This window comes from Pseudomonas sp. SL4(2022) (assembly GCF_026625725.1).
In the GTDB taxonomy this organism is placed as follows: domain Bacteria; phylum Pseudomonadota; class Gammaproteobacteria; order Pseudomonadales; family Pseudomonadaceae; genus Aquipseudomonas.
Map to the genome: position 1 here is coordinate 1,924,132 of NZ_CP113060.1, position 23,599 is coordinate 1,947,730.

General features: G+C 61.2%; 23 protein-coding genes. 18 read left to right on the forward strand and 5 right to left on the reverse strand.

All coding sequences use genetic code 11. The features are described 5' to 3' along the window. Positions 1 to 24 precede the first annotated feature (24 nt). Together ubiA and OU997_RS09215 are read right to left on the reverse strand one after the other, a co-directional pair. The gene (ubiA, locus tag OU997_RS09210; RefSeq protein ID WP_108489158.1) at positions 25 to 918 is read right to left on the reverse strand and encodes a 4-hydroxybenzoate octaprenyltransferase; all 894 of its coding nucleotides are present in this window, start codon (positions 916 to 918) and stop codon (positions 25 to 27) included. A gap of 101 nt (positions 919 to 1,019) precedes the next feature. After that, the gene (locus OU997_RS09215; RefSeq protein ID WP_267809717.1) at positions 1,020 to 1,574 is read right to left on the reverse strand and encodes a chorismate--pyruvate lyase family protein; all 555 of its coding nucleotides are present in this window, start codon (positions 1,572 to 1,574) and stop codon (positions 1,020 to 1,022) included. A 203-nt stretch (positions 1,575 to 1,777) separates the two neighbouring features. Here OU997_RS09215 and OU997_RS09220 point away from each other — a divergent pair, with 203 nt between their 5' ends. The 6 genes from OU997_RS09220 (at position 1,778) to OU997_RS09245 (ending at position 5,232) form a co-directional block, all read left to right on the forward strand. Further along, positions 1,778 to 1,945, forward strand: a complete 168-nt coding sequence (locus OU997_RS09220; protein ID WP_108489156.1) for a rubredoxin — start codon at positions 1,778 to 1,780, stop codon at positions 1,943 to 1,945. A gap of 98 nt (positions 1,946 to 2,043) precedes the next feature. Continuing rightward, positions 2,044 to 2,211, forward strand: coding sequence for a rubredoxin (locus tag OU997_RS09225; protein ID WP_108489155.1), 168 nt, complete (start codon positions 2,044 to 2,046; stop codon positions 2,209 to 2,211). 63 nt (positions 2,212 to 2,274) lie between these two features. Beyond that, positions 2,275 to 3,423, forward strand: coding sequence for an NAD(P)/FAD-dependent oxidoreductase (locus OU997_RS09230; RefSeq protein WP_108489154.1), 1,149 nt, complete (start codon positions 2,275 to 2,277; stop codon positions 3,421 to 3,423). 186 nt (positions 3,424 to 3,609) lie between these two features. Further along, complete coding sequence (locus OU997_RS09235; RefSeq protein WP_108489153.1) at positions 3,610 to 3,882, forward strand: HU family DNA-binding protein; 273 nt, start codon at positions 3,610 to 3,612, stop codon at positions 3,880 to 3,882. Positions 3,883 to 4,022: 140 nt separating this feature from the next. Next, a complete protein-coding gene (locus OU997_RS09240) occupies positions 4,023 to 4,415 on the forward strand; it encodes a helicase (protein WP_108489152.1) in 393 nt (130 codons plus the stop codon). A gap of 79 nt (positions 4,416 to 4,494) precedes the next feature. Beyond that, complete coding sequence (locus tag OU997_RS09245) at positions 4,495 to 5,232, forward strand: hypothetical protein (protein ID WP_267809718.1); 738 nt, start codon at positions 4,495 to 4,497, stop codon at positions 5,230 to 5,232. Positions 5,233 to 5,286: 54 nt separating this feature from the next. On the opposite strand, the gene OU997_RS09250 is transcribed toward OU997_RS09245, so the two are convergent. From OU997_RS09250 to OU997_RS09260, 3 genes are all read right to left on the reverse strand, one after another. Then, positions 5,287 to 6,693, reverse strand: a complete 1,407-nt coding sequence (locus OU997_RS09250) for an aminoacyl-tRNA deacylase and HDOD domain-containing protein (protein ID WP_267809719.1) — start codon at positions 6,691 to 6,693, stop codon at positions 5,287 to 5,289. Positions 6,694 to 6,826: 133 nt separating this feature from the next. Then, entirely contained in the window at positions 6,827 to 8,902 is a 2,076-nt protein-coding gene (recG, locus tag OU997_RS09255; RefSeq protein ID WP_267809720.1) for an ATP-dependent DNA helicase RecG, read from the reverse strand. Positions 8,903 to 8,911: 9 nt separating this feature from the next. After that, complete coding sequence (locus OU997_RS09260; protein ID WP_108489148.1) at positions 8,912 to 9,838, reverse strand: hydrogen peroxide-inducible genes activator; 927 nt, start codon at positions 9,836 to 9,838, stop codon at positions 8,912 to 8,914. A gap of 238 nt (positions 9,839 to 10,076) precedes the next feature. Here OU997_RS09260 and OU997_RS09265 point away from each other — a divergent pair, with 238 nt between their 5' ends. From OU997_RS09265 to nuoM, 12 genes are all read left to right on the forward strand, one after another. Next, complete coding sequence (locus OU997_RS09265; RefSeq protein WP_108489147.1) at positions 10,077 to 10,490, forward strand: NADH-quinone oxidoreductase subunit A; 414 nt, start codon at positions 10,077 to 10,079, stop codon at positions 10,488 to 10,490. Between the two features lie 10 nt (positions 10,491 to 10,500). Continuing rightward, positions 10,501 to 11,178 carry a NuoB/complex I 20 kDa subunit family protein gene (locus tag OU997_RS09270; RefSeq protein WP_108489146.1) on the forward strand — a complete coding sequence of 226 codons (678 nt, stop codon included), beginning with the start codon at positions 10,501 to 10,503 and terminating at the stop codon, positions 11,176 to 11,178. 56 nt (positions 11,179 to 11,234) lie between these two features. Further along, entirely contained in the window at positions 11,235 to 13,016 is a 1,782-nt protein-coding gene (nuoC, locus tag OU997_RS09275) for an NADH-quinone oxidoreductase subunit C/D (protein ID WP_108489145.1), read from the forward strand. Continuing rightward, positions 13,013 to 13,513: an NADH-quinone oxidoreductase subunit NuoE gene (gene nuoE, locus OU997_RS09280; protein WP_177479947.1), complete on the forward strand. Its 501-nt coding sequence runs from the start codon at positions 13,013 to 13,015 to the stop codon at positions 13,511 to 13,513. The genes nuoC and nuoE overlap by 4 nt, the downstream gene beginning before the upstream one ends. Then, on the forward strand, positions 13,510 to 14,865 hold the full coding sequence (gene nuoF, locus OU997_RS09285; protein ID WP_267809721.1) for an NADH-quinone oxidoreductase subunit NuoF: 1,356 nt from the start codon (positions 13,510 to 13,512) through the stop codon (positions 14,863 to 14,865). The genes nuoE and nuoF overlap by 4 nt, the downstream gene beginning before the upstream one ends. Before the next feature lie 94 nt (positions 14,866 to 14,959). Beyond that, positions 14,960 to 17,680: an NADH-quinone oxidoreductase subunit NuoG gene (gene nuoG, locus OU997_RS09290; RefSeq protein WP_108488496.1), complete on the forward strand. Its 2,721-nt coding sequence runs from the start codon at positions 14,960 to 14,962 to the stop codon at positions 17,678 to 17,680. Beyond that, a complete protein-coding gene (gene nuoH, locus OU997_RS09295; protein WP_108488497.1) occupies positions 17,677 to 18,669 on the forward strand; it encodes an NADH-quinone oxidoreductase subunit NuoH in 993 nt (330 codons plus the stop codon). Before nuoG ends, nuoH begins: the two co-directional genes overlap by 4 nt. A 13-nt stretch (positions 18,670 to 18,682) precedes the next feature. Continuing rightward, complete coding sequence (gene nuoI / locus OU997_RS09300) at positions 18,683 to 19,231, forward strand: NADH-quinone oxidoreductase subunit NuoI (RefSeq protein WP_090379713.1); 549 nt, start codon at positions 18,683 to 18,685, stop codon at positions 19,229 to 19,231. Positions 19,232 to 19,393: 162 nt separating this feature from the next. Then, entirely contained in the window at positions 19,394 to 19,903 is a 510-nt protein-coding gene (nuoJ, locus tag OU997_RS09305) for an NADH-quinone oxidoreductase subunit J (protein WP_108488498.1), read from the forward strand. Next, the gene (nuoK, locus tag OU997_RS09310; protein WP_108488499.1) at positions 19,900 to 20,208 is read left to right on the forward strand and encodes an NADH-quinone oxidoreductase subunit NuoK; all 309 of its coding nucleotides are present in this window, start codon (positions 19,900 to 19,902) and stop codon (positions 20,206 to 20,208) included. The genes nuoJ and nuoK overlap by 4 nt, the downstream gene beginning before the upstream one ends. Continuing rightward, entirely contained in the window at positions 20,205 to 22,055 is a 1,851-nt protein-coding gene (nuoL, locus tag OU997_RS09315; protein WP_108488500.1) for an NADH-quinone oxidoreductase subunit L, read from the forward strand. Before nuoK ends, nuoL begins: the two co-directional genes overlap by 4 nt. A gap of 13 nt (positions 22,056 to 22,068) precedes the next feature. Continuing rightward, positions 22,069 to 23,598 (forward strand): NADH-quinone oxidoreductase subunit M, encoded by a 1,530-nt coding sequence (gene nuoM, locus OU997_RS09320; protein WP_267809722.1) that lies wholly within the window; start codon positions 22,069 to 22,071, stop codon positions 23,596 to 23,598. Position 23,599 lies beyond the last annotated feature (1 nt).

A 23,599-nucleotide genomic window follows, 5' to 3' on the forward strand; every position in this document is an offset into this window, starting at 1 on the left:
ACAGGTGCGCGGCAGCGCTTCTTTCTACGCGCGCAAGGCATAGTCGAGCACCAGGCCGATAAAGATTGCCAGTCCGGCCCAATGGTTGTGTAGAAAGGCGTTGAAGCAGGCCATCGGCTTGCGGTTGCGGGTTTTGTGAAACTCCCAGGCAAAGCAGCCGGCGGCTGCCAGCAGGCCGAGATGGAAGTACAGGCCCAGCTCGAAGCGCGCCGCCGCCAGCAGCAGGCATAGCAGTGCCAGGCCCTGGAGGATGACGATGATCAGGCGGTCGGCATCGCCGAACAGAATGGCGGTGGACTTCACCCCAATCTTCATATCGTCCTCGCGGTCGGCCATGGCGTAGTAGGTGTCGTAGGCCACGGTCCACAGCAGGTTAGCGATATACAGCAGCCAGGCTTCCGGCGGAAGGCTGCCGGTTTCGGCGGTAAAGGCCATCGGCATGCCCCAGGAGAATGCCGCGCCCAACACCACCTGCGGGTAGAAAGTGTAGCGCTTCATAAAGGGGTAGCAGGCCGCCAGGGCCAGGCCGCCGAAGGACAGCCAGATGGTGGTGGCGTTGGTAAACAGCACCAGGACGAAGCTCAGCGCTACCAGCGCGGCGAATAGGATCAGCGCCTCACGCGGCTTGATCCTGCCACTGGCCAGCGGCCGAGCCTTGGTGCGGCTGACGTGGCCGTCGAAGTTGCGGTCGGCGTAGTCGTTGATCACGCAGCCGGCGGCGCGCATCAGAATTACCCCGAACACGAAGATCAGCAGGTTCTTAACGCTCGGCACGCCTTCTGCCGCGACCCACAGCGCCCACAACGTCGGCCACAGCAGCAGGTAGATGCCGATGGGTTTGTCCAGGCGCATTAGCTGGATAAAGTCCCAGGCGCGTGGATGCAGGCGGTTGAGTGAATGCAGCAGGCGGGTATACATCGAGCGCGTCTCCATGCGAAGTGCGACTGATTATACGGGGGAAGGCGGCAGTGGATAGCGAAGGGACGTCGGTAGGGTGGATGATGCTTCACCCATCCGCCCTACGGCGTGTCGATCTCGGCGGCCTGCCAGAACGTGGGGAGGAAGACCTCGGCCACCAACACGCCCAACGCGCCACGGCTAAAGCATGAACGCCGCGCCCACAGGCGCTCGCTACAGGTTTCCGCTGGCAGCCACTGCGCCGGGTAGCGGCATACCTGAAATTCACCGCGATCAAAGGCGCGGTCGCTGAACAGCAACTCACCCAGCGAACGACTGCCGAGTTGGTCCAGCGCCAAGCCGGAGCCTTCCAGGGCGCTGCGTGCCGCCACGCTGCGGGCGAATACCCACGGCTGGCCGTGGCCGCGCAGGTACACCTCGCGCACCCAGCCCTGGCTGCCGTTGGCCACGCCCAGCGCGTTGCATTCATCGCTGCGCAGGCGCTGCCAGCCTTCCTGCAATGGGGTTACGCTGAAGCCATTGGCTGAAAGAGCCGTCAGGCGTCGTGTCAGCGAATCTTCGTTGAACAGCCAATCACGCACCGCCAGCGCGGGCGCGGGGTGCAGTTGGCTGGCAGTCAGCCAGCGCGGCGGATGGGCAAGGGCGGCGTGGGGCACGAACAGGTTTCACTTGAACTAAGGCGCGCGAGTCTAGCATGCCGCCTGGGGGCAAGCAGGTGCAGCGCATCCGCAGCAGGCGAGCACAACCCGACTTTGGTTGGCGCTATGGGCACGCTATTCATCGCCCGGCGGCTTGGCGCACCTGCGCATATACGGTAGTTTCCCCGGCGCAATAGCCGTGTGATCCGCCAGAGGTAGTTATGAAGAAGTGGCAATGTGTAGTCTGTGGACTGATTTACGACGAAAGCCAGGGCTGGCCTGATGAGGGCATCGCCGCCGGTACGGCGTGGCAGGATGTTCCGGAAGACTGGCTGTGCCCTGACTGTGGCGTGGGTAAGCTGGATTTCGAAATGATCGAAATCGGTTGAGTCCACGCTTTGGCAAGCGGCGACCTGCGGGTCGCCGTTTTGTTTAGTGAGCCCATACTGAATACCCCGAACAAGCTGAATTAAGCGGCGAGGTGGTTATGCGTAAGTGGCAGTGTGTGGTGTGCGGTTTTATCTATGACGAAGCCCTCGGCCTGCCCGAGGAAGGCATCGCCCCCGGCACTGCCTGGGAAGATGTTCCCGCCGATTGGCTGTGCCCCGATTGCGGCGTCGGCAAGCTGGATTTCGAGATGATCGAGATCGTCTGAGCCGCGTCAGCCCTGAAATCTATTGTGGCCGCCGCAGTGCGCGGCCTGTGTGAGGAATGCAACATGAGTGCACCTGTCGTCATCGTCGGCACCGGCCTGGCCGGCTACAACCTGGCCCGTGAATTTCGCAAGCTGGACAGCGAGACTCCGCTGCTGCTGATTACCGCTGACGACGGTCGCTCGTACTCCAAGCCGATGCTGTCCACCGGGTTTGCCAAGAACAAGGACGCTGATGGTCTGAGCATGGCTGAGCCGGGTGCCATGGCTGAACAGCTCAAGGCGGAAATTCGCACCCATACCCGCATTAGCGGCATCGATCCCGGCCACAGGCAGCTGTGGATCGGTGAAGAGGCTGTGCCGTACCGCGATCTGGTGCTGGCCTGGGGGGCCGAGGTGATTCGCGTACCCGTCGAAGGTGATGCCGACAATGCGATCTTCTCGATCAATGATCTGGAGGATTACGCGCGGTTTCGCCGTGCCGCTGCAGGCAAGCAACGCGTTCTGCTGCTGGGCGCTGGGCTGATCGGTTGTGAGTTTGCCAATGACCTGAGTCTGGGCGGTTATCAGGTCGAGCTGGTCGCACCCTGCGAGCAGGTGATGCCCGGCCTGCTGCACCCAGCGGCCGCTGCCGCGGTTCAAGGCGGTCTGGAAGGGCTGGGTGCGCGCTTTCACCTCGGTCCGGTGCTGGCCAGCCTTAATCACAACGGCGATGCACTGCAAGCGCACCTGTCCGACGGCACGCTGATTGAGTGCGATCTGGTGCTTTCGGCTGTGGGCTTGCGTCCGCGTATTGAGCTGGCGGCGGCTGCCGGGCTGGCGGTCAATCGCGGGGTGGTGGTCGACCGCCAGCTGCGCACCTCGCACGCCAATATCTACGCCCTGGGTGATTGCGCCGAGGTCGATGGCATCAACCTGCTCTACGTTATGCCGCTGATGACCAGCGCCCGTGCACTGGCGCAAACCCTGGCCGGTACCCCCACGGCAGTCAGCTACGGGCCGATGCCGGTGACGGTAAAAACCCCGGTCTGTCCGCTGGTGGTATCACCGCCACCGCGCGGCCTGCAAGGCGAGTGGAGCGTTGAGGGCAGTGGCGCTGACATCAAGGCGCTGTGCCATGACAGCAGCGGCGCGCTGCTCGGTTATGCGCTCACCGGTACGGCCGTGCAGGATAAATTGGCCCTGAATAAGCTGTTGCCCGTGCTTTTGGCTTGATTGGCGGTCGTTCTGTCGGATTTACCGTATTTTTGCCTGGTTTAACTGTCGGACAAGACTGGCGCGGGACCTATCGGCATGCCATTCTCCCTTAGTCTGCCGCAGCCTAGAGCTGTTGCGGCGCCTTGGTATCTGCTCGCGCAGAGCAGCCCGGACACAACAACAAAAAACCGTAAAGAGGCATTTATGCGTAAACCGGAACTCGCCGCCGCTATCGCCGATAAGGCGGATCTGACTAAAGATCAGGCAAACCGTGTACTTAACGCGGTACTCGAAGAAATCACCAGCGCCCTGAACCGCAAGGACAGCGTTACCCTGGTGGGCTTCGGTACTTTCGTGCAACGCCACCGCGGTGCTCGCACCGGTAAAAACCCGCAAACCGGTGAGCCAGTAAAGATCAAGGCCAGCAACACCGTCGCCTTCAAACCGGGTAAATCCCTGAAAGACGCGGTCAACTGAGTCCTCAGGCCTGGGGCTTTTGGCCCCGGGCTGCACCACCCCGGCGAGCATGTTCATGCCCTTCTTTCAGCCGGATGTAGTCCCCGTCGCAAACCGCTACAATGCGCCGCCTTTTCCCTACCCTTTGCGAGGCCTCGCGCATGAAATTCCGTTTTCTTCTTTGGATGCTGGGCCGTCTGATGGCCAAGGCCAGTCGCGAAAACCCGGCGTTCCAACAGCAATTAGTCGACCGCGATATGGCCTTCCAGCTGCATACCCTGGATGGCAAAGTCGCCCGCCATTTCATCGTCAAAGACCAGCGCATCACCAGCAAGCGTGGCCCGGCTACTGAGCCTGCCTTCGCCCTTGGCTTCAAGGATGCTGCCTACGGCTTCGCCACCATGAGTGCGAAAAACAAGCAGTTGGCGTTTATGCAGGGCATTCAGAACAAGGACATCCAGATCCAAGGTAACCCGGCGTTGGTGATCTGGTTCCAGGGCCTGACCAAATACCTGATGCCGAAAAAGAAAGACGCCAGCAAAAAAGCCGCCTGATACTCAGCAGTGCGTGCCAGGGCTGGCCTGCGCGCACTGCATTCGCTAGGCTGGACATAGCCCTAGTGAGAGTTTGCCCATGCGTTTGCTGCTGAGTGCCCTGCTGTTTTTTACCTCCCTTGCCCATGCCGCGCCCCCCAAAGCCGAAGCCTTTGCGCCGTTATTCGAGCTGGCCGGTATCCGTCTGCTGTGCGAGCAGAGCGCGCCGCTGTTGCAGCGTGGTCTTAGCGATAAACAGCAAGCGCAGTTGGCCAAGGTGTTTGCCGCCGATGCTCTGTGTCTCGACTTGGCCAAGAAATTGACTGGCAAGCTCGATCAAGCTCAGCTGGAACAGGCCAGGAGCCTGTTGGAAAGTCCACTGGCAAAAGACTTTACCGCTGCCGAGCGCTCTGTGGGAGAGAATGGGGCAGAGGATCTGGCAGCCTATCGTAAACAACTGGGCGCGCGGCCGCCGCGTGAGGAGCGTCTGGCACTGGTGCGGCGCCTGGATGCCGCCGCACACACCACCACCCTGGCCACCCTGTTGCGCTATGAAGTCGGCAAGACTCAGGCGTTTCTGGCCTTGCAGGGCCGTGGTGAAAGCATTGACGAGCAAGCCCTTGGTACTCAGACCAAGGCTCAGGAGGATGCGTTGCGTACCTCCAGCGCCCAAGCGGTCGAGTCTTTTATGCTTTATGCCTACCGGCAGATGCCCAGCGAAAAACTGGCGGAATATGCCGCGCTGTATGAGCAGCCAGCCGTTGCTCAACTGCTCGACAGCAGCGTACAGATTCTGCCCGAGTTGTTCGCCGCACGACGTGCGCAACTTAAGAAGTAATCATTCGACTGAAACGATAAGGGGCCTTTAGGCCCCTTATCGTTATCAGCAGCTTTAGTGTGGCGGATGGAATTGCGCGGCCAGTTCGCGCAGGGCAACCTCGGCGGCCAGCACCTTGCTCACCGCTTCCTCGGCTTTTTCGCGGCTGATGCCAAGGTTGTCGAACAGGCTCTGTGGAATGTCACTCTGTGGTCCGGCACCAATGCCGCGGTTGCGTAACAGGCTGACCGACAGGCACACCAGGTTCGGGTAGACCGCGTGCGCACCGGTGTATTCCGGGTCGTGCTGGAAGCGCAGGGCGCTGGCCAGTTCTTCCGGCATATCCCAGTAACGCATCAGCCAGGCGCCAATCTGCTCGCGGCTGATGCCGAGCAAATGCTGTTCGATATAGCTGGAAGGCAGGTGCGGATTGACCTCCAGGTGTCGGCAGATCAGCGAGAAATGCGGCGGAAAGACGTGCGCCAGCACCAGATAGCCGAAGTTGTGCAGCAGGCCAGCCAGGTAGGTCAGGCCGGCTTCAGGGCGCTGCGCGCGTGGGATAGCACGGGTCAGACCTTCGATCACGGCGGCGCTGTAGATCGCCTGTTGCCAGTAAGGCGTGGCGTGTTGCGGCTGGTCTTTGGGCAAGCTCAGGGTTTTGCCCAAGGCTAGGCCAAGGGCCAGGTTGATTACCAGATCAAAACCCAGTACCCGAACAATGGCATCTTCCACTGAACGGATCTTGCCGGGGGCGGCGTAGTAGGGCGAGGCCGCCCAGCTGACCACCTGCGCGGCGAGTGCCGGGTCAGTTTCCACCACGCCGGTGATGTCGTCTACCGTGGCGTCTGGGTCAACCCGCAGCTTGATGATCTTCTGTGCTGTTTCTGGCAATGGCGGGATTTCGATGGTTTCTTCCAGGCGCTGCTGGATGCGCCGGGCGGTAAAGGCATGCACCGCTTGGGTGATTTCGGCGCGGTCGTCATCCGGGCGGTCAAGGTTCAGGCGGATATTGCTCAGCGGTTCACCAAAGCGTGCAGCACTGGCCTTGCTCAATAAGCTTTTGAACGCATCGATGGTCAGCTCCAGCAAGACACCCGGCTGGCCAGACTCGATAAACAGACTCGGCACCTGCAGCAGGCGTTCGTCATACAGACAGGGCGAGCTGGTTAGCGGCGGCAGCCCAGGCAGAACCTTCAGGTCATGCTTACCCAGCATGCGCTCCAGGCGCTCTGGCTTAACCGCTGTCAGCTGGCGGCCGGTCAGTTCGGTCAGGCGATTGAGATCAAGCAGCTGGTTTTGCGGATAGAGCACCAGCAGCGCGCCAACAGCGTCATCAAGCAGCACTGCCTGCAAGCGCTGGGCGCTGGGCAGGCCAGGTTGTTCATACCGGATTTGGCAGGCCAGACCCAGTTTTTCCAGCAATTGCATAATCACCGCAGGTGGTTGCGTGGCGGTGTCGGGAGCAAGGGCAAGTTCAGTCATGGCGGTATCCGGCAGAGGCGGCTTTGCCCAAGTATAAACAGCAGACTCGTAAAAATGCGCTGCCGGCGACGGTTGTTCTGCGAGTCCGCGCCGTTTCAGGCGCATCTGCCGACGAAACGCCCGCGGGTCGGAGTCATACTTGTCCGTATTGTTGGCCGTGGCGCAACCAGCGCTCAAGCAGCGGGCTGACGTGCAGAGGCCAATTTTCCAGCAATGCCTGGGCTGCATCACGCACAGCGGGGAGCAGGTCGGCATCACGCATCAGGTCGGCGACCTTGAACTGCAACAGGCCTGTTTGGCGAGTGCCGAGCATCTCGCCCGGTCCGCGCAGCTCCAGGTCTTTTTCGGCGATCACGAAGCCATCGCAGGTTTCGCGCATGATCGCCAGGCGTTGACGGCCCAGCTGTGACAATGGCGCGTGATAGAGCAGCAGGCAATGGCTGGCGGCGCTGCCACGGCCTACCCGGCCACGCAGTTGATGCAACTGAGCCAAGCCGAGGCGTTCGGGGTTCTCGATGATCATCAGGCTGGCGTTGGGCACGTCGACACCGACTTCGATCACCGTGGTGGCCACCAGTAATTGCAGTTGACCCTGTTTGAAGTGGTCCATGACGGCGGCTTTTTCCGCGGGTTTCATGCGCCCGTGAATCAGGCCAACATTCAGGCCGCCGAGCGCTGCCGATAAATCCTCGAAGGTGGTTTCGGCTGCCTGGCAGGTCAGCTCTTCGGACTCCTCGATCAGCGTGCATACCCAGTAGGCCTGACGCCCCTCGTTGCAGGCCAGGCGAACCCGCTCGATGACTTCAAGGCGGCGGCTGTCCGCGATCACCAGGGTGTTCACCGGGGTGCGTCCGGGCGGTAGTTCATCGAGGATGGAAGTATCGAGGTCGGCGTAGGCACTCATGGCCAGGGTTCTTGGGATCGGCGTGGCGGTCATGATCAACTGATGCGGGCACATGCGCCCGCCCACCCCTTTCTGACGCAGTGCCAGGCGTTGCTGTACGCCGAAGCGGTGCTGTTCATCGATGATCACCAGGGCGAGTTTCTGGAACTGCACTTCTTCCTGAAACAGCGCATGGGTGCCGACCACCATGGGCACACCATTGGCGATCTGTTCCAGCGCGCTGGCGCGGGACTTGCCCTTGAGTTTGCCGGCCAGCCAGGCGACATCCAGACCCAATGGCGCGAGCCATTTACTGAAATTGAGAAAATGCTGCTCGGCAAGAATTTCGGTAGGCGCCATCAGCGCCACCTGATAACCGGCTTCCAGTGCCTGCAGTGCAGCAAAGGCGGCGACCACGGTCTTGCCGGCACCGACGTCGCCCTGCACCAGGCGCAGCATTGGCTCGCTCTGGCTGAGGTCGTAGGCGATTTCCGCACCGACGCGCTGTTGTGCACCGGTGGGGGTAAATCCCAGGTTGGCCAAGTATTGCTGCGGCAGGCTTTGCGCCAGGGGCAGCGCCGGCGCCTGTTGCGCCCGCACGCTTTCACGCAGGCGCTGCAAAGACAGTTGGTGGGTCAGCAGCTCCTCGAAGGCCAGGCGATGTTGGGCCCAGTGGCGGCCTTCGGCGAGTTCGTCCAGATCAGCATCTGGTGGCGGTCGATGCAAATAGCGGATCGCTTGGTCGAGCGGGCTTAACTGGTACTCGTCAGCCAGCTCGCGCGGCAGCCAATCCGGCAGGCTGTGCGGGCCGAGGCGCGCCAGGGCTTGTTCGCTGAGCTGACGCAGGCGTTGCTGGGTCAGGCCTTCGGTGGTCGGGTAGATCGGCGTCAGGGTCTGTTCTACGGCAATCGGTTCGCTGCCGGACAGCGCACGGTATTCCGGGTGATAGATTTCCAGGCCCGAGGAACCTGGGCGCACTTCGCCGTAGCAGCGCACCTGGGTGCCGCGCTTGAGACCTTCTTTTTGCGCCTGGCTGAAATGGTAGAAGCGCAAGGAGAGGGTACCACTGCCGTCCTGCAGGCGTACGAGCAGGCTACGGCGCCGCCCCATGACCACATCGGCGCCGGCGACTATGCCTTCCACCACGGCGTCCTGACCGGGGCGCAACGCGCCAATTGGCACGATGCGGGTGCGATCCTGGTAGCGCAGCGGCAGGTGAAACAACACATCTTGCAAGGTTTCCAGGCCGACTTTGGCCAGTTTTTCGGCCAGTGCGGCGCCTACTCCCTTGAGCGCGGTAACCGGAACCGCGGCCAACTCGGTCATTCTCTGGCCTTAGTTGTTCTTGGATTGTGGGCGTGCCACCGAGCACAGGCGGATCGAATCTGTCAGCACCTCAATGGCGTTGGGCCTTGGAAAGCTGGCGCGCCAGGCAATCGCCACGGTGCGGAACGGTGCCGGCGGACTGAGTGGGCGTACTTCGATCACGCCGGGCGCGTAGTGGTGGCTGTCGACTGCGGAGAACGGCAGGATCGATACGCCAAGACCTGAGGCAACCATGTGGCGAATGGTCTCCAGCGAACTGGATTCGACGGTTGTGTGTTTGGCGCTATCTTCGCCGCCCTTGCGCAGGGTCGGGCAGGCTTCGAGCACCTGATCGCGGAAACAGTGCCCTTCGCCTAGCAGCAGCAGGCTCTTGTCATTGAGCAGCTTGGGGTCAATGCTGTCCATCTCGGCCCAGGGATGGCCTGCCGGCAGTAAGGCGAAGAATGGCTCGTCATACAACGGTTTGGTCAACACATCGGCTTCATGGAACGGCAGGGCGATGATGATTGCGTCCAGCTCGCCATTGCGCAGTTTGTCGCGCAGCACGTGGGTAAAGTTCTCTTCGATATACAGCGGCATCTGCGGTGCGACGCGGTGCAGTTGCGGAATCAGGTGGGGGAACAGATAAGGGCCGACGGTGTAGATCGCACCGATCTTCAGCGGGGCCGCCATCTGATTTTTCCCCGCCTGAGCCAGCTCACGGATGCTTTGGGCTTGCTCGAGCACCTTCTGTGCCTGGGTGACGATACCTTCACCAACCGGCGTCAGGCGCACTGCGCTCTTGCTGCGTTCGAAGATCAGTACGCCCAGCTCGTCTTCAAGTTTTTTGACGCCTACGGACAGCGTGGGCTGGCTGACGTGGCACCGCTCGGCCGCGCGACCAAAATGCTGTTCCTGAGCGAGGGTGACTATGTAGCGCAGTTCAGTGAGGGTCATAGTCTTTATCCATTGAGATGCGGCCAAGCATAGCGGCTGTATTCAATCGAACCAACTATATGATGCGCTGTAGGCGATTTGACGATTGGCTACGCGTTGATGTCGCTTTGTGAACATAAAATATTTGGTTACTAGCGTGCTGTACGAATAGAATTGCGTCCATACTTGGCGAGCGCCACTGGCCTAAGCTCGCAACAATAAAATTATAGAAGCCGTTCCTTTTACAGGGAGTACCGGCATGCCTGATGTAGTTACGACCATGTCCCATAACTGGGCTTTTGCTGTTTTCATGCTCGGGGTCTTCGGCCTTATTGCGTTCATGCTCGGCCTGTCCAGCCTGCTGGGTAGCAAAGCCTGGGGCCGTAGCAAGAATGAGCCCTTTGAGTCCGGCATGTTGCCTGTCGGCAGCGCGCGTCTGCGCCTGTCAGCCAAATTCTATTTGGTCGCGATGCTCTTCGTGATCTTCGACGTTGAAGCCCTCTTTCTCTTCGCTTGGGCCGTTTCAGTGCGCGAAAGCGGCTGGGCTGGTCTGATCGAAGCTACAATCTTTATAGCAATTCTGTTGGCAGGTCTTGTCTACCTTTGGCGGATTGGGGCGCTCGATTGGGCACCTCAAGGCCGTCGCGAGCGGCAGGCGAAGCTAAAACAATGAGGCTTTGGCGATGCACTACAAACTTACTCGGATCGATCCGGATGCGCCGAATGAGCGCTATCCGGTCGGCGAGCGGGAGACTGTTTCCGACCCGCTGCTAGATGATCAAGTCCACAAAAACATCTACATGGGCAAGCTAGCCGATGTACTCAATGGTGCAGTGAACTGGGGGCGCAAGAACTCCCTGTGGCCTTACAACTTTGGCCTGAGCTGCTGCTATGTGGAAATGACCACCGCCTTTACTGCGCCGCATGACGTGGCCCGGTTCGGTGCAGAAGTGATCCGGGCCTCCCCACGCCAGGCGGACTTCATGGTCATCGCCGGCACTTGCTTTATCAAGATGGCTCCGGTCATCCAGCGCCTGTACGAGCAGATGCTGGAGCCCAAGTGGGTGATCTCGATGGGCTCCTGCGCTAACTCTGGCGGTATGTACGACATCTACTCCGTGGTTCAGGGGGTCGATAAGTTCCTGCCGGTCGACGTCTATATTCCCGGTTGTCCGCCGCGCCCCGAGGCTTTTCTGCAGGGCTTGATGCTGCTGCAGGAATCCATTGGTCAGGAGCGCCGGCCGTTGTCCTGGGTCGTCGGTGATCAGGGTGTTTACCGTGCCGATATGCCTTCGCAGAAAGAACAGCGCCGCGAGCAGCGCATCGCTGTGACCAATCTGCGCAGCCCCGACGAAGTGTGAGCCTGGGCTCGATTGAGCCCGCCTACTGACGCCGTTGACCGATAGCGACCGAGACCATGACTGCAGACAGCATTCTGTCCATACCGCCGTACAAGGCTGACGACCACGATGTGGTCGTCGAACTGAATTCCCGTTTTGGCGCTGACGCCTTTACCGCACAGAGTACCCGTACTGGCATGCCGGTGCTGTGGGTAGCCCGCGAGCGGCTGGTCGAAGTTCTGAGCTTCCTGCGTCACCTGCCGCGCCCCTACGTCATGCTGTATGACCTGCATGGCGTCGACGAGCGCCTGCGTACCCAGCGTCGTGGTTTGCCGAGTGCGGATTTCACCGTGTTCTATCACCTGATGTCGCTGGAGCGGAACAGCGATGTCATGATCAAGGTCGCGCTGAAAGAAGGCGATCTCAATGTACCCAGCGTCACCAGCATCTGGCCCAATGCCAACTGGTACGAGCGTGAAGTCTGGGACCTCTACGGCATCCACTTCAGCGGCCACCCTCATCTGACGCGGATCATGATGCCGCCGACCTGGGAAGGCCATCCGCTGCGCAAGGATTATCCGGCGCGTGCCACCGAGTTCGACCCCTTCAGCCTGACCTTGGCCAAGCAGCAGCATGAAGAAGAAGCGGCGCGCTTCAAGCCGGAAGACTGGGGCATGAAGCGTGGCAGCGAGCATGAGGACTACATGTTCCTCAATCTCGGGCCTAACCACCCCTCGGCGCACGGTGCGTTCCGCATCATCCTGCAACTCGACGGCGAAGAGATCGTCGATTGCGTACCGGAAGTCGGCTACCACCACCGCGGTGCCGAAAAGATGGCCGAACGTCAGAGCTGGCATAGCTTCATCCCCTACACTGACCGCATCGATTACCTAGGCGGGGTGATGAACAACCTGCCGTACGTGCTGGCCGTGGAAAAACTCGCGGGCATCACCGTGCCGCAACGGGTCGACGTGATTCGCATCATGCTGGCCGAGTTCTTCCGCATCACCAGCCACCTGCTGTTCCTCGGCACCTATATCCAGGATGTCGGTGCGATGACCCCGGTGTTCTTCACCTTTACTGACCGCCAGCGCGCCTACAAGGTGATCGAAGCCATCACCGGATTCCGCCTGCACCCGGCCTGGTACCGCATTGGCGGCGTGGCCCACGATCTGCCGCGCGGCTGGGATAAATTGGTCAAGGAGTTCGTCGATTGGCTGCCCAAGCGCCTCGACGAGTACGAGAAAGCCGCGCTGAAGAACAGCATCCTTAAGGCCCGTACCATCGGTGTGGCACAGTACAACACCCAGGAAGCGCTGGAGTGGGGCACCACCGGTGCCGGCCTGCGCGCCACTGGCTGCGACTTTGACCTGCGCAAGGCGCGGCCGTATTCCGGCTACGAGCACTTCGAGTTCGAAGTGCCGCTGGCCGCCAATGGCGATGCCTACGACCGCTGCATGGTGCGTGTGGAAGAGATGCGCCAGAGCATCAAGATCATCGATCAGTGCCTGCGCAATATGCCGGAAGGTCCGTACAAGGCCGATCATCCGCTGACTACGCCGCCGCCGAAAGAGCGCACGCTGCAGCACATCGAGACCCTGATCACTCACTTCCTGCAGGTTTCCTGGGGCCCGGTGATGCCGGCCAACGAAAGCTTGCAGATGATCGAGGCGACCAAGGGCATCAACAGTTACTACCTGACCAGCGACGGCAGCACCATGAGCTACCGTACGCGCATTCGCACGCCGAGCTTCCCTCACCTGCAGCAGATCCCTTCGGTGATTCGCGGCAGCATGGTCGCCGACCTGATTGCGTACCTGGGCAGTATCGACTTTGTTATGGCTGACGTGGACCGCTGATGATGAGCACGCTAATCCAGACTGATCGTTTCACCCTCAGCGCAAGCGAACGCTCGGCCATTGAGCACGAGATGCACCACTACGAAGACCCGCGCGCGGCGTCGATCGAAGCCCTGAAAATCGTGCAGAAGGCCCGTGGTTGGGTGCCGGATGGTGCTGCCGATGCGATTGGCGAAATCTTGGGTATTCCTGCCAGCGACGTCGAAGGCGTGGCCACCTTCTATAGTCAGATTTTCCGTCAGCCAGTAGGCCGCCACATCATCCGGGTGTGCGACAGCATGACCTGCTATATCGGTGGGCATGAAGGCGTGCTGGCGGGTATCAAGGATCAGCTCGGCATCGTGCCGGGGCAGACCACCGCCGATGGCCGTTTTACTCTGCTGCCGGTGTGCTGCCTGGGTAACTGCGACAAAGCGCCTGCGGTGATGATTGACGATGATACTTACGGCAACCTTGATGCCAATGGCATCACTAAGCTGCTGGAGGCCTACGTATGAGCATCAAGACACTGACCTCCATCGGCCCGGCCAACAAGATCGCCCGCAGCGAGGAAAGCCATCCGCTGACCTGGCGTTTACGTGACGACGCCCAGCCGGTATGGCTTGAGGAGTACCAGCAGAAGAACGGCTACGCCGCTGCGCGCAAAGCGCTGAGCGAAATGGCCCAATCCGATATCGTGCAGACGGTGAAAGATTCCGGCCTCAAGGGGCGTGGTGGTGCGGGCTTCCCCACCGGAGTGAAGTGGGGCCTGATGCCCGCCGACGAATCCATGAACATCCGCTACCTGCTGTGCAACGCGGACGAGATGGAACCAAACACCTGGAAAGACCGCATGCTGATGGAGCAGCTGCCGCACCTGCTGGTGGAAGGCATGCTGATTTCCGCCCGTGCGCTCAAGGCCTATCGTGGCTACATCTTTCTGCGCGGTGAGTATGTCGATGCGGCAACTAATCTCAATCGTGCCATCGAGGAAGCCAAGGCCGCCGGCCTGCTGGGCAAAAACATCCTCGGCAGCGGGTTCGATTTCGAGCTGTTTGTGCACACCGGTGCCGGTCGCTACATCTGCGGCGAAGAGACCGCACTGATCAACTCCCTCGAAGGTCGTCGCGCCAACCCGCGCGCCAAGCCACCGTTCCCGGCCGCCGTTGGCGTATGGGGCAAGCCGACCTGTGTCAACAACGTCGAGACCTTGTGCAACGTACCGGCCATCGTCGGCAATGGCGTGGACTGGTATAAGAGCCTGGCCCGTGAAGGCAGTGAAGACCACGGCACCAAGCTGATGGGCTTCTCTGGCAAGGTGAAGAACCCTGGTCTATGGGAGCTGCCCTTTGGCATCCCGGCTCGCGAGCTGTTTGAGGATTACGCCGGCGGCATGCGTGACGGCTACAAGCTGAAATGCTGGCAGCCTGGCGGTGCCGGCACGGGTTTTCTGCTGCCCGAGCACCTGGATGCGCTGATGTATGCCGGCGGTATCGGCAAGGTCGGCACCCGCATGGGCACTGGTCTGGCGCTGGCGGTGGACGACAGCATCAACATGGTCTCGCTGCTGCGCAACATGGAAGAGTTCTTCGCCCGCGAATCCTGCGGCTGGTGCACCCCGTGCCGCGACGGCCTGCCGTGGAGCGTGAAGGTCCTCCGCGCGCTGGAGCGCAAGCAGGGCACGGCCGAAGACATCCAGACCCTGTTGGGGCTGGTCAACTTCCTTGGTCCCGGCAAGACCTTCTGCGCCCATGCACCGGGCGCCGTTGAGCCGCTGGGCAGTGCGATCAAGTATTTCCGTTCGGAGTTCGAGGCTGGCGTGGCCAGTTCGGCGGCTTCGGCACCGACGGGGCAATTCGTCCCCGCGTGAAGTTAGCGTTGCGGCGGCTACTCACCTGGCCCCGCAGCACACCGTGATTCCATTAGCCAAGCCCGCTTCGGTGGGCAAAGAAGAAACCTGAACCATGGCCACTATCCACGTAGACGGCAAAGATTTCGAAGTCGATGGGGCGGACAACCTGCTGCAGGCCTGCTTGTCCCTCGGTCTTGATATCCCTTACTTCTGCTGGCATCCGGCGCTCGGTAGCGTCGGTGCCTGCCGCCAGTGCGCGGTCAAGCAGTACACCGATGAAAACGATACGCGCGGGCGCATCGTCATGTCGTGCATGACGCCGGCCGCTGACAACACTTGGATCAGCATCGACGATGAAGAATCCAAGGCGTTCCGCGCCAGCGTCGTCGAGTGGCTGATGACCAACCACCCGCACGACTGCCCGGTGTGCGAGGAGGGTGGCCATTGCCACCTGCAGGACATGACGGTGATGACGGGCCACAACCAGCGCCGTTATCGCTTCACCAAGCGCACCCACCAGAATCAGCAGCTCGGCCCGTTTATCTCTCATGAGATGAACCGCTGCATCGCCTGCTACCGCTGCGTGCGTTACTACAAGGATTACGCCGGCGGCACGGACCTTGGCGTGTACGGCGCGCACGACAACGTCTACTTCGGCCGCGTGGAAGACGGCGTGCTGGAGAGCGAGTTCTCCGGCAACCTGGTCGAGGTCTGCCCGACCGGGGTATTCACCGACAAGACCCACTCCGAGCGCTACAACCGCAAGTGGGACATGCAGTTTGCCCCGAGCATCTGTCACGGCTGTGCCAGCGGCTGCAACACCAGCCCTGGCGAACGCTACGGCGAACTGCGGCGTATCGAAAACCGCTTCAACGGCGATGTGAACCAGTATTTCTTGTGTGACCGTGGCCGTTTTGGTTACGGCTACGTCAACCGCAGCGACCGTCCGCGCCAGCCGCTGCTGCTGAACAAAAGCGGTGGCGAAAAGCTCGGCATCGATGCCGCGCTGGACAAGGCCGCCGAGCTGCTCAAAGGTAAACGCGTAATCGGCATCGGCTCGCCGCGCGCCAGCCTGGAAAGCAACTTTGCCCTGCGTGAACTGGTCGGCGAGGCCAACTACTACTCTGGCATCGCCGCGGGTGAGCTGGACAATATCCGCCTGATCCGCGACATCCTGCAGAACGGCCCGCTGCCGGTGCCGACCCTGCGGGACGTGGAACTGCACGATGCGGTGTTTATCCTCGGTGAAGACCTGACCCAGACTGCTGCACGTCTGGCCCTGGCCCTGCGTCAGGCGGTTAAGGGTAAAGCCACGGAAATCGCCGCTGCGGCGAAGATTCAGGACTGGCACATGGCGGCGGTGCAGAACGTCGCGCAGGATGCCCTCAACCCGCTGTTTATCGCCAGCGTGACCGCCACCCGCCTGGATGACGTGGCTGAGGCCTGTGTGCATGCTGCACCGGCCGACCTGGCGCGCATCGGTTTTGCTGTGGCCCATGCCATCGACCCCAGCGCACCGGCGGTCAGCGGTCTGGACAGCGACGCAGTCGAACTGGTGCAGCTGATTGCGGATGCGTTGCTGGACGCGAAGCGACCCTTGATCGTTTCCGGTGCGTCGTTGGGCGAGAAGAGCCTGATCGAAGCTGCCGCCAACATCGCCAGCGCCTTGAAGAACCGCGAGAAAGACGCTTCCATTAGCCTGGTGGTGCCGGAAGCCAACAGCATGGGCCTGGCCCTGCTGGGTGGCGAGTCCGTCGATGCGGCGCTGCAGGCGCTGACGTCCGGCCAGGCCGATGCCGTGATCGTGCTGGAAAACGACCTGTACCGCCGCGCCGATGCGGCCCAGGTTGATGCCGCATTGGCAGCGGCAAAGCTGGTTATCGTCGCTGACCATCAGCACACTGCCACCAGCGAAAAAGCCCACCTGCTGCTGCCGGTGGCCAGTTTCGCCGAAGGCGATGGCACCCTGGTCAGTTTCGAGGGCCGTGCTCAGCGGTTCTTCCAGGTGTTCGAGCCGAGCTATTACGACGCCAATATCCTGATTCGCGAAGGCTGGCGCTGGCTGCATGCGTTGCACAGCACCCTGCAAGGCAAGCCGCTGGATTGGACCCAGCTGGATGCAGTGACCGCAGCCGTCGCGGCCAGCAACAGCCTGCTGGCCCGCATCGGCGAAGCCGCGCCCAACGCCACCTTCCGCATCAAGGGCCTTAAGCTGGCTCGCGAACCACACCGTTACAGCGGTCGTACCGCCATGCGCGCCAATATCAGTGTGCACGAGCCGCGTCAGCCGCAGGATCAAGACTCGGCCTTTGCCTTCTCCATGGAAGGTTATTCGGGTAGTAAGGAAGACCGTCAGCAGATCCCCTTCGCCTGGTCACCGGGCTGGAACTCACCGCAGGCCTGGAACAAGTTCCAGGACGAAGTCGGCGGCCACTTGCGTGCCGGTGACCCCGGTGTGCGCCTGCTGGAAGCCAAAGGCACTGTGTTGCCTTGGTTCAGCGTGCCAGCGGCCTTCAATCCGGCGCCGGGTACCTTGCAGGCTGTGGCCTTGCACCACCTGTTCGGCAGTGAGGAAACCTCCGCCGGCGCCGCGCCGCTGCAAGAGCGCATTCCTGCACCTTATGCACTGCTGGCCAAGGCCGAAGCAGATCGTCTGGGTGTGAATGACGGCGCGCTGTTGAGCCTGACCGTCGCTGGGCAGACTCTACGCCTGCCGCTGCAGATCACTGAAGAGCTGGCCATCGGTGTGGTCGGCCTGCCCGTCGGTTTGCAGGGCATGCCGGCGCTGATTGCAGGCAGTGTGGTCACCCGCATTGAGGAGGCCGCGCAATGAGCTGGCTGACGCCTGATGTGCTGGATGTGCTGATCGCCGTACTCAAAGCCATCGTGATTTTGTTGGTGGTGGTGGTCTGCGGCGCGCTGCTGAGCTTTGTCGAACGCCGTCTGCTGGGCTGGTGGCAAGACCGTTACGGCCCCAACCGGGTCGGACCGTTCGGCATGTTTCAGATCGCCGCCGACATGATCAAGATGTTCTTCAAGGAGGACTGGACGCCGCCGTTCGCCGACAAGTTCATCTTTATCCTGGCGCCGATGATCGCGTTCTCGGCCATGCTGATCGCCTTTGCGATCATCCCGATCACTCCAAACTGGGGCGTGGCCGACCTGAACATTGGCATCCTGTTCTTCTTCGCCATGGCGGGTTTGTCGGTGTATGCGGTGCTGTTTGCCGGCTGGGCCAGTAACAACAAGTTCGCCCTGCTCGGTGCCCTGCGTGCCTCGGCGCAAACGGTGTCCTATGAGGTGTTCCTGGCGCTGGCGCTGATGGGTGTGGTGGCCCAGGTCGGCTCCTTCAACATGCGCGACATCGTCGATTATCAGGCGGAGAACCTATGGTTCATCATTCCGCAATTTCTCGGCTTCTGTACCTTCTTTATCGCTGCCGTGGCCGTGACTCACCGTCACCCGTTCGACCAGCCAGAGGCCGAGCAGGAGCTGGCCGACGGTTACCACATCGAATATGCCGGGATGAAGTGGGGCATGTTCTTCGTCGGCGAATACGTGGCCATCGTGACCGTATCGGCGCTGCTGGTAACCCTGTTCTTCGGTGGCTGGCACGGCCCGTTCGGCCTCTTGCCGCAGATTCCGTTCTTCTGGTTCGCCCTGAAGACCTGCTTCTTCATCATGATCTTCATCCTGTTGCGCGCCTCGATTCCACGCCCACGGTATGACCAGGTCATGGCTTTCAGCTGGAAGTTCTGCCTTCCGCTGACCTTGATCAACCTGCTGGTGACCGGCGCATTTGTGCTGGCCGCGGCCCAGTAAGGAGAACCACCGAATGTTCAAATACATATGGGATGTGCTGGTCGGTACCGGCACCCAACTGCGCAGCCTGGCCATGGTCTTCAGTCACGGCTTTCGCAAGCGTGACACCTTGCAGTACCCGGAAGAAGCCGTGTACCTGCCGCCGCGCTATCGCGGCCGGATTGTTCTGACCCGCGACCCCGACGGCGAAGAGCGCTGCGTGGCCTGCAACCTGTGTGCGGTGGCTTGCCCGGTGGGTTGCATTTCATTGCAGAAGGCGGAAACCCCCGATGGCCGCTGGTACCCGGATTTCTTCCGCATCAACTTCTCACGCTGCATCTTCTGCGGTCTGTGTGAAGAAGCCTGCCCGACCACGGCGATCCAGCTCACCCCGGACTTCGAGATGGGTGAGTTCAAACGTCAGGACCTGGTGTACGAGAAGGAAGACCTGCTGATCAGCGGACCGGGCAAAAATCCGGACTATAACTTCTACCGCGTCGCCGGTATGGCCATCGCAGGCAAGCCGAAAGGCGCTGCGCAGAATGAAGCCGAACCCATCAACGTCAAAGGCTTACTGCCCTAAGGAGCCCGTTTAATGCCTGCTGCGCGCGCTGATGCTGCGTTGAAAACAGACTCGGAATGCTCATGTACAAACGTACACTCCGCTTCCTCGCCTTTTCTCGCCTTGCCTCAGCTGCGCGCACGACGGCTTAGACAGACTCCTACGGAGATATAGAGGATCTATATGGAATTCGCGTTCTACCTCGCCGCCGGTGTTGCCGTGGCGTCTACGTTCAGGGTCATCACTGCGAGCAATCCGGTGCATGCTTTGCTGTACCTGATCCTTTCGCTATTGGCGGTGGCGATGACCTTTTTCGCCTTGGGCGCGCCGTTTGCTGGCGCCCTGGAAATCATCGTTTATGCCGGCGCGATCATGGTGCTGTTCGTCTTCGTGGTGATGATGCTCAACCTCGGCCCGGCAGCGGTCGAGCAGGAGCGCCAGTGGCTGACGCCCGGTATCTGGTTCGGGCCATCGCTGCTTTCGGCGCTGTTACTGGGTCAGCTGCTGTATGTGTTGTTCGAGTCGCCCAGTGGCGCAGCGTTGGGCTTGCAGACCGTTGATGCCAAGGCTGTTGGTATCGCCCTGTACGGGCCTTATCTGCTGGTGGTGGAGCTGGCCTCCATGCTACTGCTTGGTGCGCTGGTTGCGGCCTATCACCTCGGTCGTCACGATGCCAAGGAGCCAACTGCATGAATGCGATTCCCCTGGAGCACGGCCTGGCACTGGCCGGCGTGCTGTTCAGCCTGGGCCTGGTTGGCCTGATGGTGCGGCGCAATATCCTCTTTGTGCTGATGAGCCTGGAAGTGATGATGAATGCCACTGCTCTGGCTTTTGTGGTGGCTGGCAGCCGTTGGGCTCAGCCTGACGGCCAGGTGATGTTTATTCTGGTGATCACCCTGGCGGCCGCCGAAGCCAGCATTGGTCTGGCGATCCTGTTGCAGCTGTATCGCCGCTTCAACACCCTCGATGTCGACGCTGCCAGCGAGATGCGCGGATGAACCTTTTATTCCTGACCTGTGTATTTCCGCTGCTGGGCTGGTTTCTCCTGGCCTTCTCGCGCGGGCGTTTCTCCGAAAACCTCTCTGCACTGATCGGTGTGGGCTCGGTGGGGCTGTCTGCCCTGAGCGCGGCCTGGGTGATCGTGCAGTTCAACCTCAATCCGCCGGAAAACGGTGTGTTCACGCAGGTGCTGTGGCAGTGGATGAGCGTGGCCGGTTTCGCGCCGAGCTTCACCCTCTATCTGGATGGCCTGTCTGTGACCATGCTGGGTGTGGTTACAGGCGTGGGCTTTTTGATCCACCTGTTTGCCAGTTGGTACATGCGTGGTGAAGAGGGCTATTCGCGTTTCTTCGCCTACACCAACCTGTTTATCTTCAGCATGCTGCTGCTGGTACTCGGCGATAACCTGTTGCTGCTGTATTTCGGTTGGGAAGGCGTCGGGCTGTGCTCCTACCTGCTGATCGGCTTCTACTTCAAGCACACACCGAACGGCAATGCAGCGCTGAAGGCCTTTATCGTCACCCGTATCGGTGACGTGTTCATGGCCATCGGCCTGTTCATTTTGTTCCTCCATCTGGGCACCCTGAATATTCAGGAGCTGATGGCACTGGCGCCGCAGAAGTATGTGGAAGGTGACAGCTGGCTGTGGATCGCCACGCTGATGCTGCTCGGCGGTGCAGTGGGTAAATCCGCGCAACTGCCGCTGCAAACCTGGCTGGCGGATGCGATGGCCGGTCCGACCCCGGTTTCCGCGTTGATCCACGCGGCGACCATGGTGACCGCGGGTGTTTACCTGATCGCGCGGACTCACGGCCTGTTCCTGCTGACCCCGGACATCCTTGAGTTGGTTGGCATTGTCGGCGGCGTGACCCTGGTGCTCGCCGGTTTTGCCGCGCTGGTGCAGACCGACATCAAGCGCATCCTCGCTTACTCGACCATGAGCCAGATCGGCTACATGTTCCTCGCCCTCGGTGTGGGCGCCTGGGACGCCGCGATCTTCCACCTGATGACCCACGCCTTCTTCAAGGCCCTGCTGTTCCTCGCCTCCGGTGCGGTGATCAACGCCTGTCACCATGAGCAGAACATCTTCAAGATGGGCGGCCTGTGGAAGAAACTGCCGTTGGCCTACGCCAGCTTTATCGTCGGCGGCGCTGCTCTGGCGGCGTTGCCGCTGATCACGGCGGGTTTCTATTCCAAGGATGAAATCCTCTGGGAAGCCTTTGCCAGTGGTCACCAGTGGCTGCTGTACGCAGGCCTGGCAGGCGCCTTCCTGACGTCGATCTACACCTTCCGCCTGATCTTCATCGCCTTCCATGGCGAGCAGAAGATTGAAGCCCATGCCGGCCACGGCGTGGCTCACTGGCTGCCACTGGTGACCCTGATCGTACTGTCGACCTTTATCGGCGCGCTGATCAGCCCGCCGCTGGCCGGTGTGCTGCCGCAAAGCGTTGGCCATGCTGGTGGTGAAGCCAAGCACAGCCTGGAAATCGCCTCCGGGGCCATCGCCATCATCGGTATCGTCCTGGCTGCGTTGCTGTTCCTCGGCAAGCGCAGTTTCGCCACGGCGGTGGCGCAGAGTGCACCGGGGCGCTTTCTGTCGGCCTGGTGGTTCGCCGCCTGGGGCTTCGACTGGCTCTACGACAAGCTGTTCGTGCAGCCGTACCTGTTGCTGTGCCGGTTGCTCGGGCGTGACCCGATTGACCGCAGCATTGGCTTGATTCCGCGTCTGGTGCGGGGTGGCAATGCCCTGCTGGCCAGCAGCGAGACTGGTCAGGTGCGCTGGTATGCCACTTCGATTGCCGGGGGTGCCGTTCTGGTGCTCGCCGTCCTCCTGTTTCTGAATTAAGGAAAGCAGCCTGATGATTCTGCCCTGGCTAATCCTGATCCCCTTTATCGGCGGCCTGCTGTGCTGGCAGTGCGAGCGCTTCGGCAACACCCTGCCACGCTGGATTGCCCTACTGACCATGGGCCTGCTGTTCGGGCTGGCGCTTTGGCTGTGGGCCACCGGCGACTTTAGCCTGGCCCCGGCTCCGGGTGCTGCGCCGCAGTGGGCGGTCGAGTTCCAGCTGCCGTGGATCGAGCGGTTTGGCATCAGCATCCACCTGGCGCTCGACGGTCTTTCGGTGCTGATGATCAGCCTCACCGGTCTGCTCGGCGTGCTGTCCGTACTCTGCTCGTGGAACGAGATCCAGAACCGCGTCGGCTTCTTCCACCTCAACCTGATGTGGATACTCGGCGGCGTGGTCGGCGTGTTCCTCGCTGTCGACCTGTTCCTGTTCTTTTTCTTCTGGGAAATGATGCTGGTGCCGATGTACTTCCTCATCGCGCTCTGGGGGCATAGCGGCAGTGACGGCAAGACGCGGATCTACGCCGCCACCAAGTTCTTCATCTTCACCCAGGCCAGCGGCCTGGTGATGCTGGTGGCGATCCTCGGCCTGGTGTTCGTGCATTTCGACCAGACCGGCGTGTTGACCTTTAACTACGCCGACCTGCTGCAGACCAAGATGGCCGCCGGCACCGAGTACATCCTGATGCTCGGCTTCTTCATCGCCTTCGCGGTGAAGTTCCCGGTGGTGCCGTTCCACTCCTGGCTGCCGGACGCCCACGCCCAGGCACCAACCGCTGGTTCCGTGGACCTGGCCGGTATCCTGCTGAAAACCGCCGCCTATGGCCTGATGCGCTTCGCCCTGCCGCTGTTTCCCAATGCCTCGGCCGAGTTCGCGCCGATTGCCCAGTGGCTTGGCGTGTTCGCCATCATCTATGGCGCTTTGCTGTCGTTCGCACAGACCGATATCAAGCGTCTGGTGGCCTTCTCCAGCGTGTCGCACATGGGCTTTGTGCTGATCGCCATCTACTCGGCCAGCGAGATCGCCCTGCAGGGCGCGGTGGTGCAGATGATGGCGCACGGGCTGTCCGCGGCGGCGCTGTTTATCCTCTGCGGTCAGCTGTATGAGCGCCTGCACACCCGCGACATGCGCGAGATGGGCGGCATCTGGGCGCGTATGCCCTGGCTGCCGGCCATCAGCTTGTTCTTCGCCGCTGCTGCCTTGGGGTTGCCGGGTACCGGTAACTTCGTCGGCGAGTTCCTGATTCTGATCGGCAGCTTCCAGAGTGCGCCTTGGATCACCGTGGTTGCCGCAACTGGCCTGGTGTTCGGCTCGGTCTACTCGCTGATCATGATTCACCGCGCCTACTTCGGTCCGGCCAAGGCGGATAGCGCCCTGCCAGGTCTGAAGCTGCGCGAGCTGAGCATGGTGCTGGGCCTGGCCGTGCTGCTGATCCTGCTCGGCGTCTATCCGCAGCCGGTGCTCGACACCTCCGCCGCCAGCATGCAAGGCGTGCAGCAGTGGCTGGGTAGTGCAATCAATCAACCTGTTCCGGTCCGGTAAG

Excerpts from the sequence above, each read along its gene's own strand:
- OU997_RS09245 (WP_267809718.1), top strand. The coding sequence starts at position 4,495 with ATGCGTTTGCTGCTGAGTGCCCTGCTGTTTTTTACCTCCCTTGCCCAT.
- nuoF (WP_267809721.1), top strand. The coding sequence starts at position 13,510 with ATGAGCATCAAGACACTGACCTCCATCGGCCCGGCCAACAAGATCGCC.
- ubiA (WP_108489158.1), bottom strand. The coding sequence starts at position 918 with ATGTATACCCGCCTGCTGCATTCACTCAACCGCCTGCATCCACGCGCC.
- OU997_RS09240 (WP_108489152.1), top strand. The coding sequence starts at position 4,023 with ATGAAATTCCGTTTTCTTCTTTGGATGCTGGGCCGTCTGATGGCCAAG.
- OU997_RS09235 (WP_108489153.1), top strand. The coding sequence starts at position 3,610 with ATGCGTAAACCGGAACTCGCCGCCGCTATCGCCGATAAGGCGGATCTG.
- nuoJ (WP_108488498.1), top strand. The coding sequence starts at position 19,394 with ATGGAATTCGCGTTCTACCTCGCCGCCGGTGTTGCCGTGGCGTCTACG.
- OU997_RS09225 (WP_108489155.1), top strand. The coding sequence starts at position 2,044 with ATGCGTAAGTGGCAGTGTGTGGTGTGCGGTTTTATCTATGACGAAGCC.
- recG (WP_267809720.1), bottom strand. The coding sequence starts at position 8,902 with ATGACCGAGTTGGCCGCGGTTCCGGTTACCGCGCTCAAGGGAGTAGGC.
- nuoC (WP_108489145.1), top strand. The coding sequence starts at position 11,235 with ATGACTGCAGACAGCATTCTGTCCATACCGCCGTACAAGGCTGACGAC.
- OU997_RS09230 (WP_108489154.1), top strand. The coding sequence starts at position 2,275 with ATGAGTGCACCTGTCGTCATCGTCGGCACCGGCCTGGCCGGCTACAAC.
- nuoM (WP_267809722.1), top strand. The coding sequence starts at position 22,069 with ATGATTCTGCCCTGGCTAATCCTGATCCCCTTTATCGGCGGCCTGCTG.
- nuoH (WP_108488497.1), top strand. The coding sequence starts at position 17,677 with ATGAGCTGGCTGACGCCTGATGTGCTGGATGTGCTGATCGCCGTACTC.
- nuoL (WP_108488500.1), top strand. The coding sequence starts at position 20,205 with ATGAACCTTTTATTCCTGACCTGTGTATTTCCGCTGCTGGGCTGGTTT.
- nuoG (WP_108488496.1), top strand. The coding sequence starts at position 14,960 with ATGGCCACTATCCACGTAGACGGCAAAGATTTCGAAGTCGATGGGGCG.
- nuoK (WP_108488499.1), top strand. The coding sequence starts at position 19,900 with ATGAATGCGATTCCCCTGGAGCACGGCCTGGCACTGGCCGGCGTGCTG.
- OU997_RS09250 (WP_267809719.1), bottom strand. The coding sequence starts at position 6,693 with ATGACTGAACTTGCCCTTGCTCCCGACACCGCCACGCAACCACCTGCG.
- OU997_RS09270 (WP_108489146.1), top strand. The coding sequence starts at position 10,501 with ATGCACTACAAACTTACTCGGATCGATCCGGATGCGCCGAATGAGCGC.
- OU997_RS09220 (WP_108489156.1), top strand. The coding sequence starts at position 1,778 with ATGAAGAAGTGGCAATGTGTAGTCTGTGGACTGATTTACGACGAAAGC.
- OU997_RS09265 (WP_108489147.1), top strand. The coding sequence starts at position 10,077 with ATGCCTGATGTAGTTACGACCATGTCCCATAACTGGGCTTTTGCTGTT.
- OU997_RS09260 (WP_108489148.1), bottom strand. The coding sequence starts at position 9,838 with ATGACCCTCACTGAACTGCGCTACATAGTCACCCTCGCTCAGGAACAG.
- nuoI (WP_090379713.1), top strand. The coding sequence starts at position 18,683 with ATGTTCAAATACATATGGGATGTGCTGGTCGGTACCGGCACCCAACTG.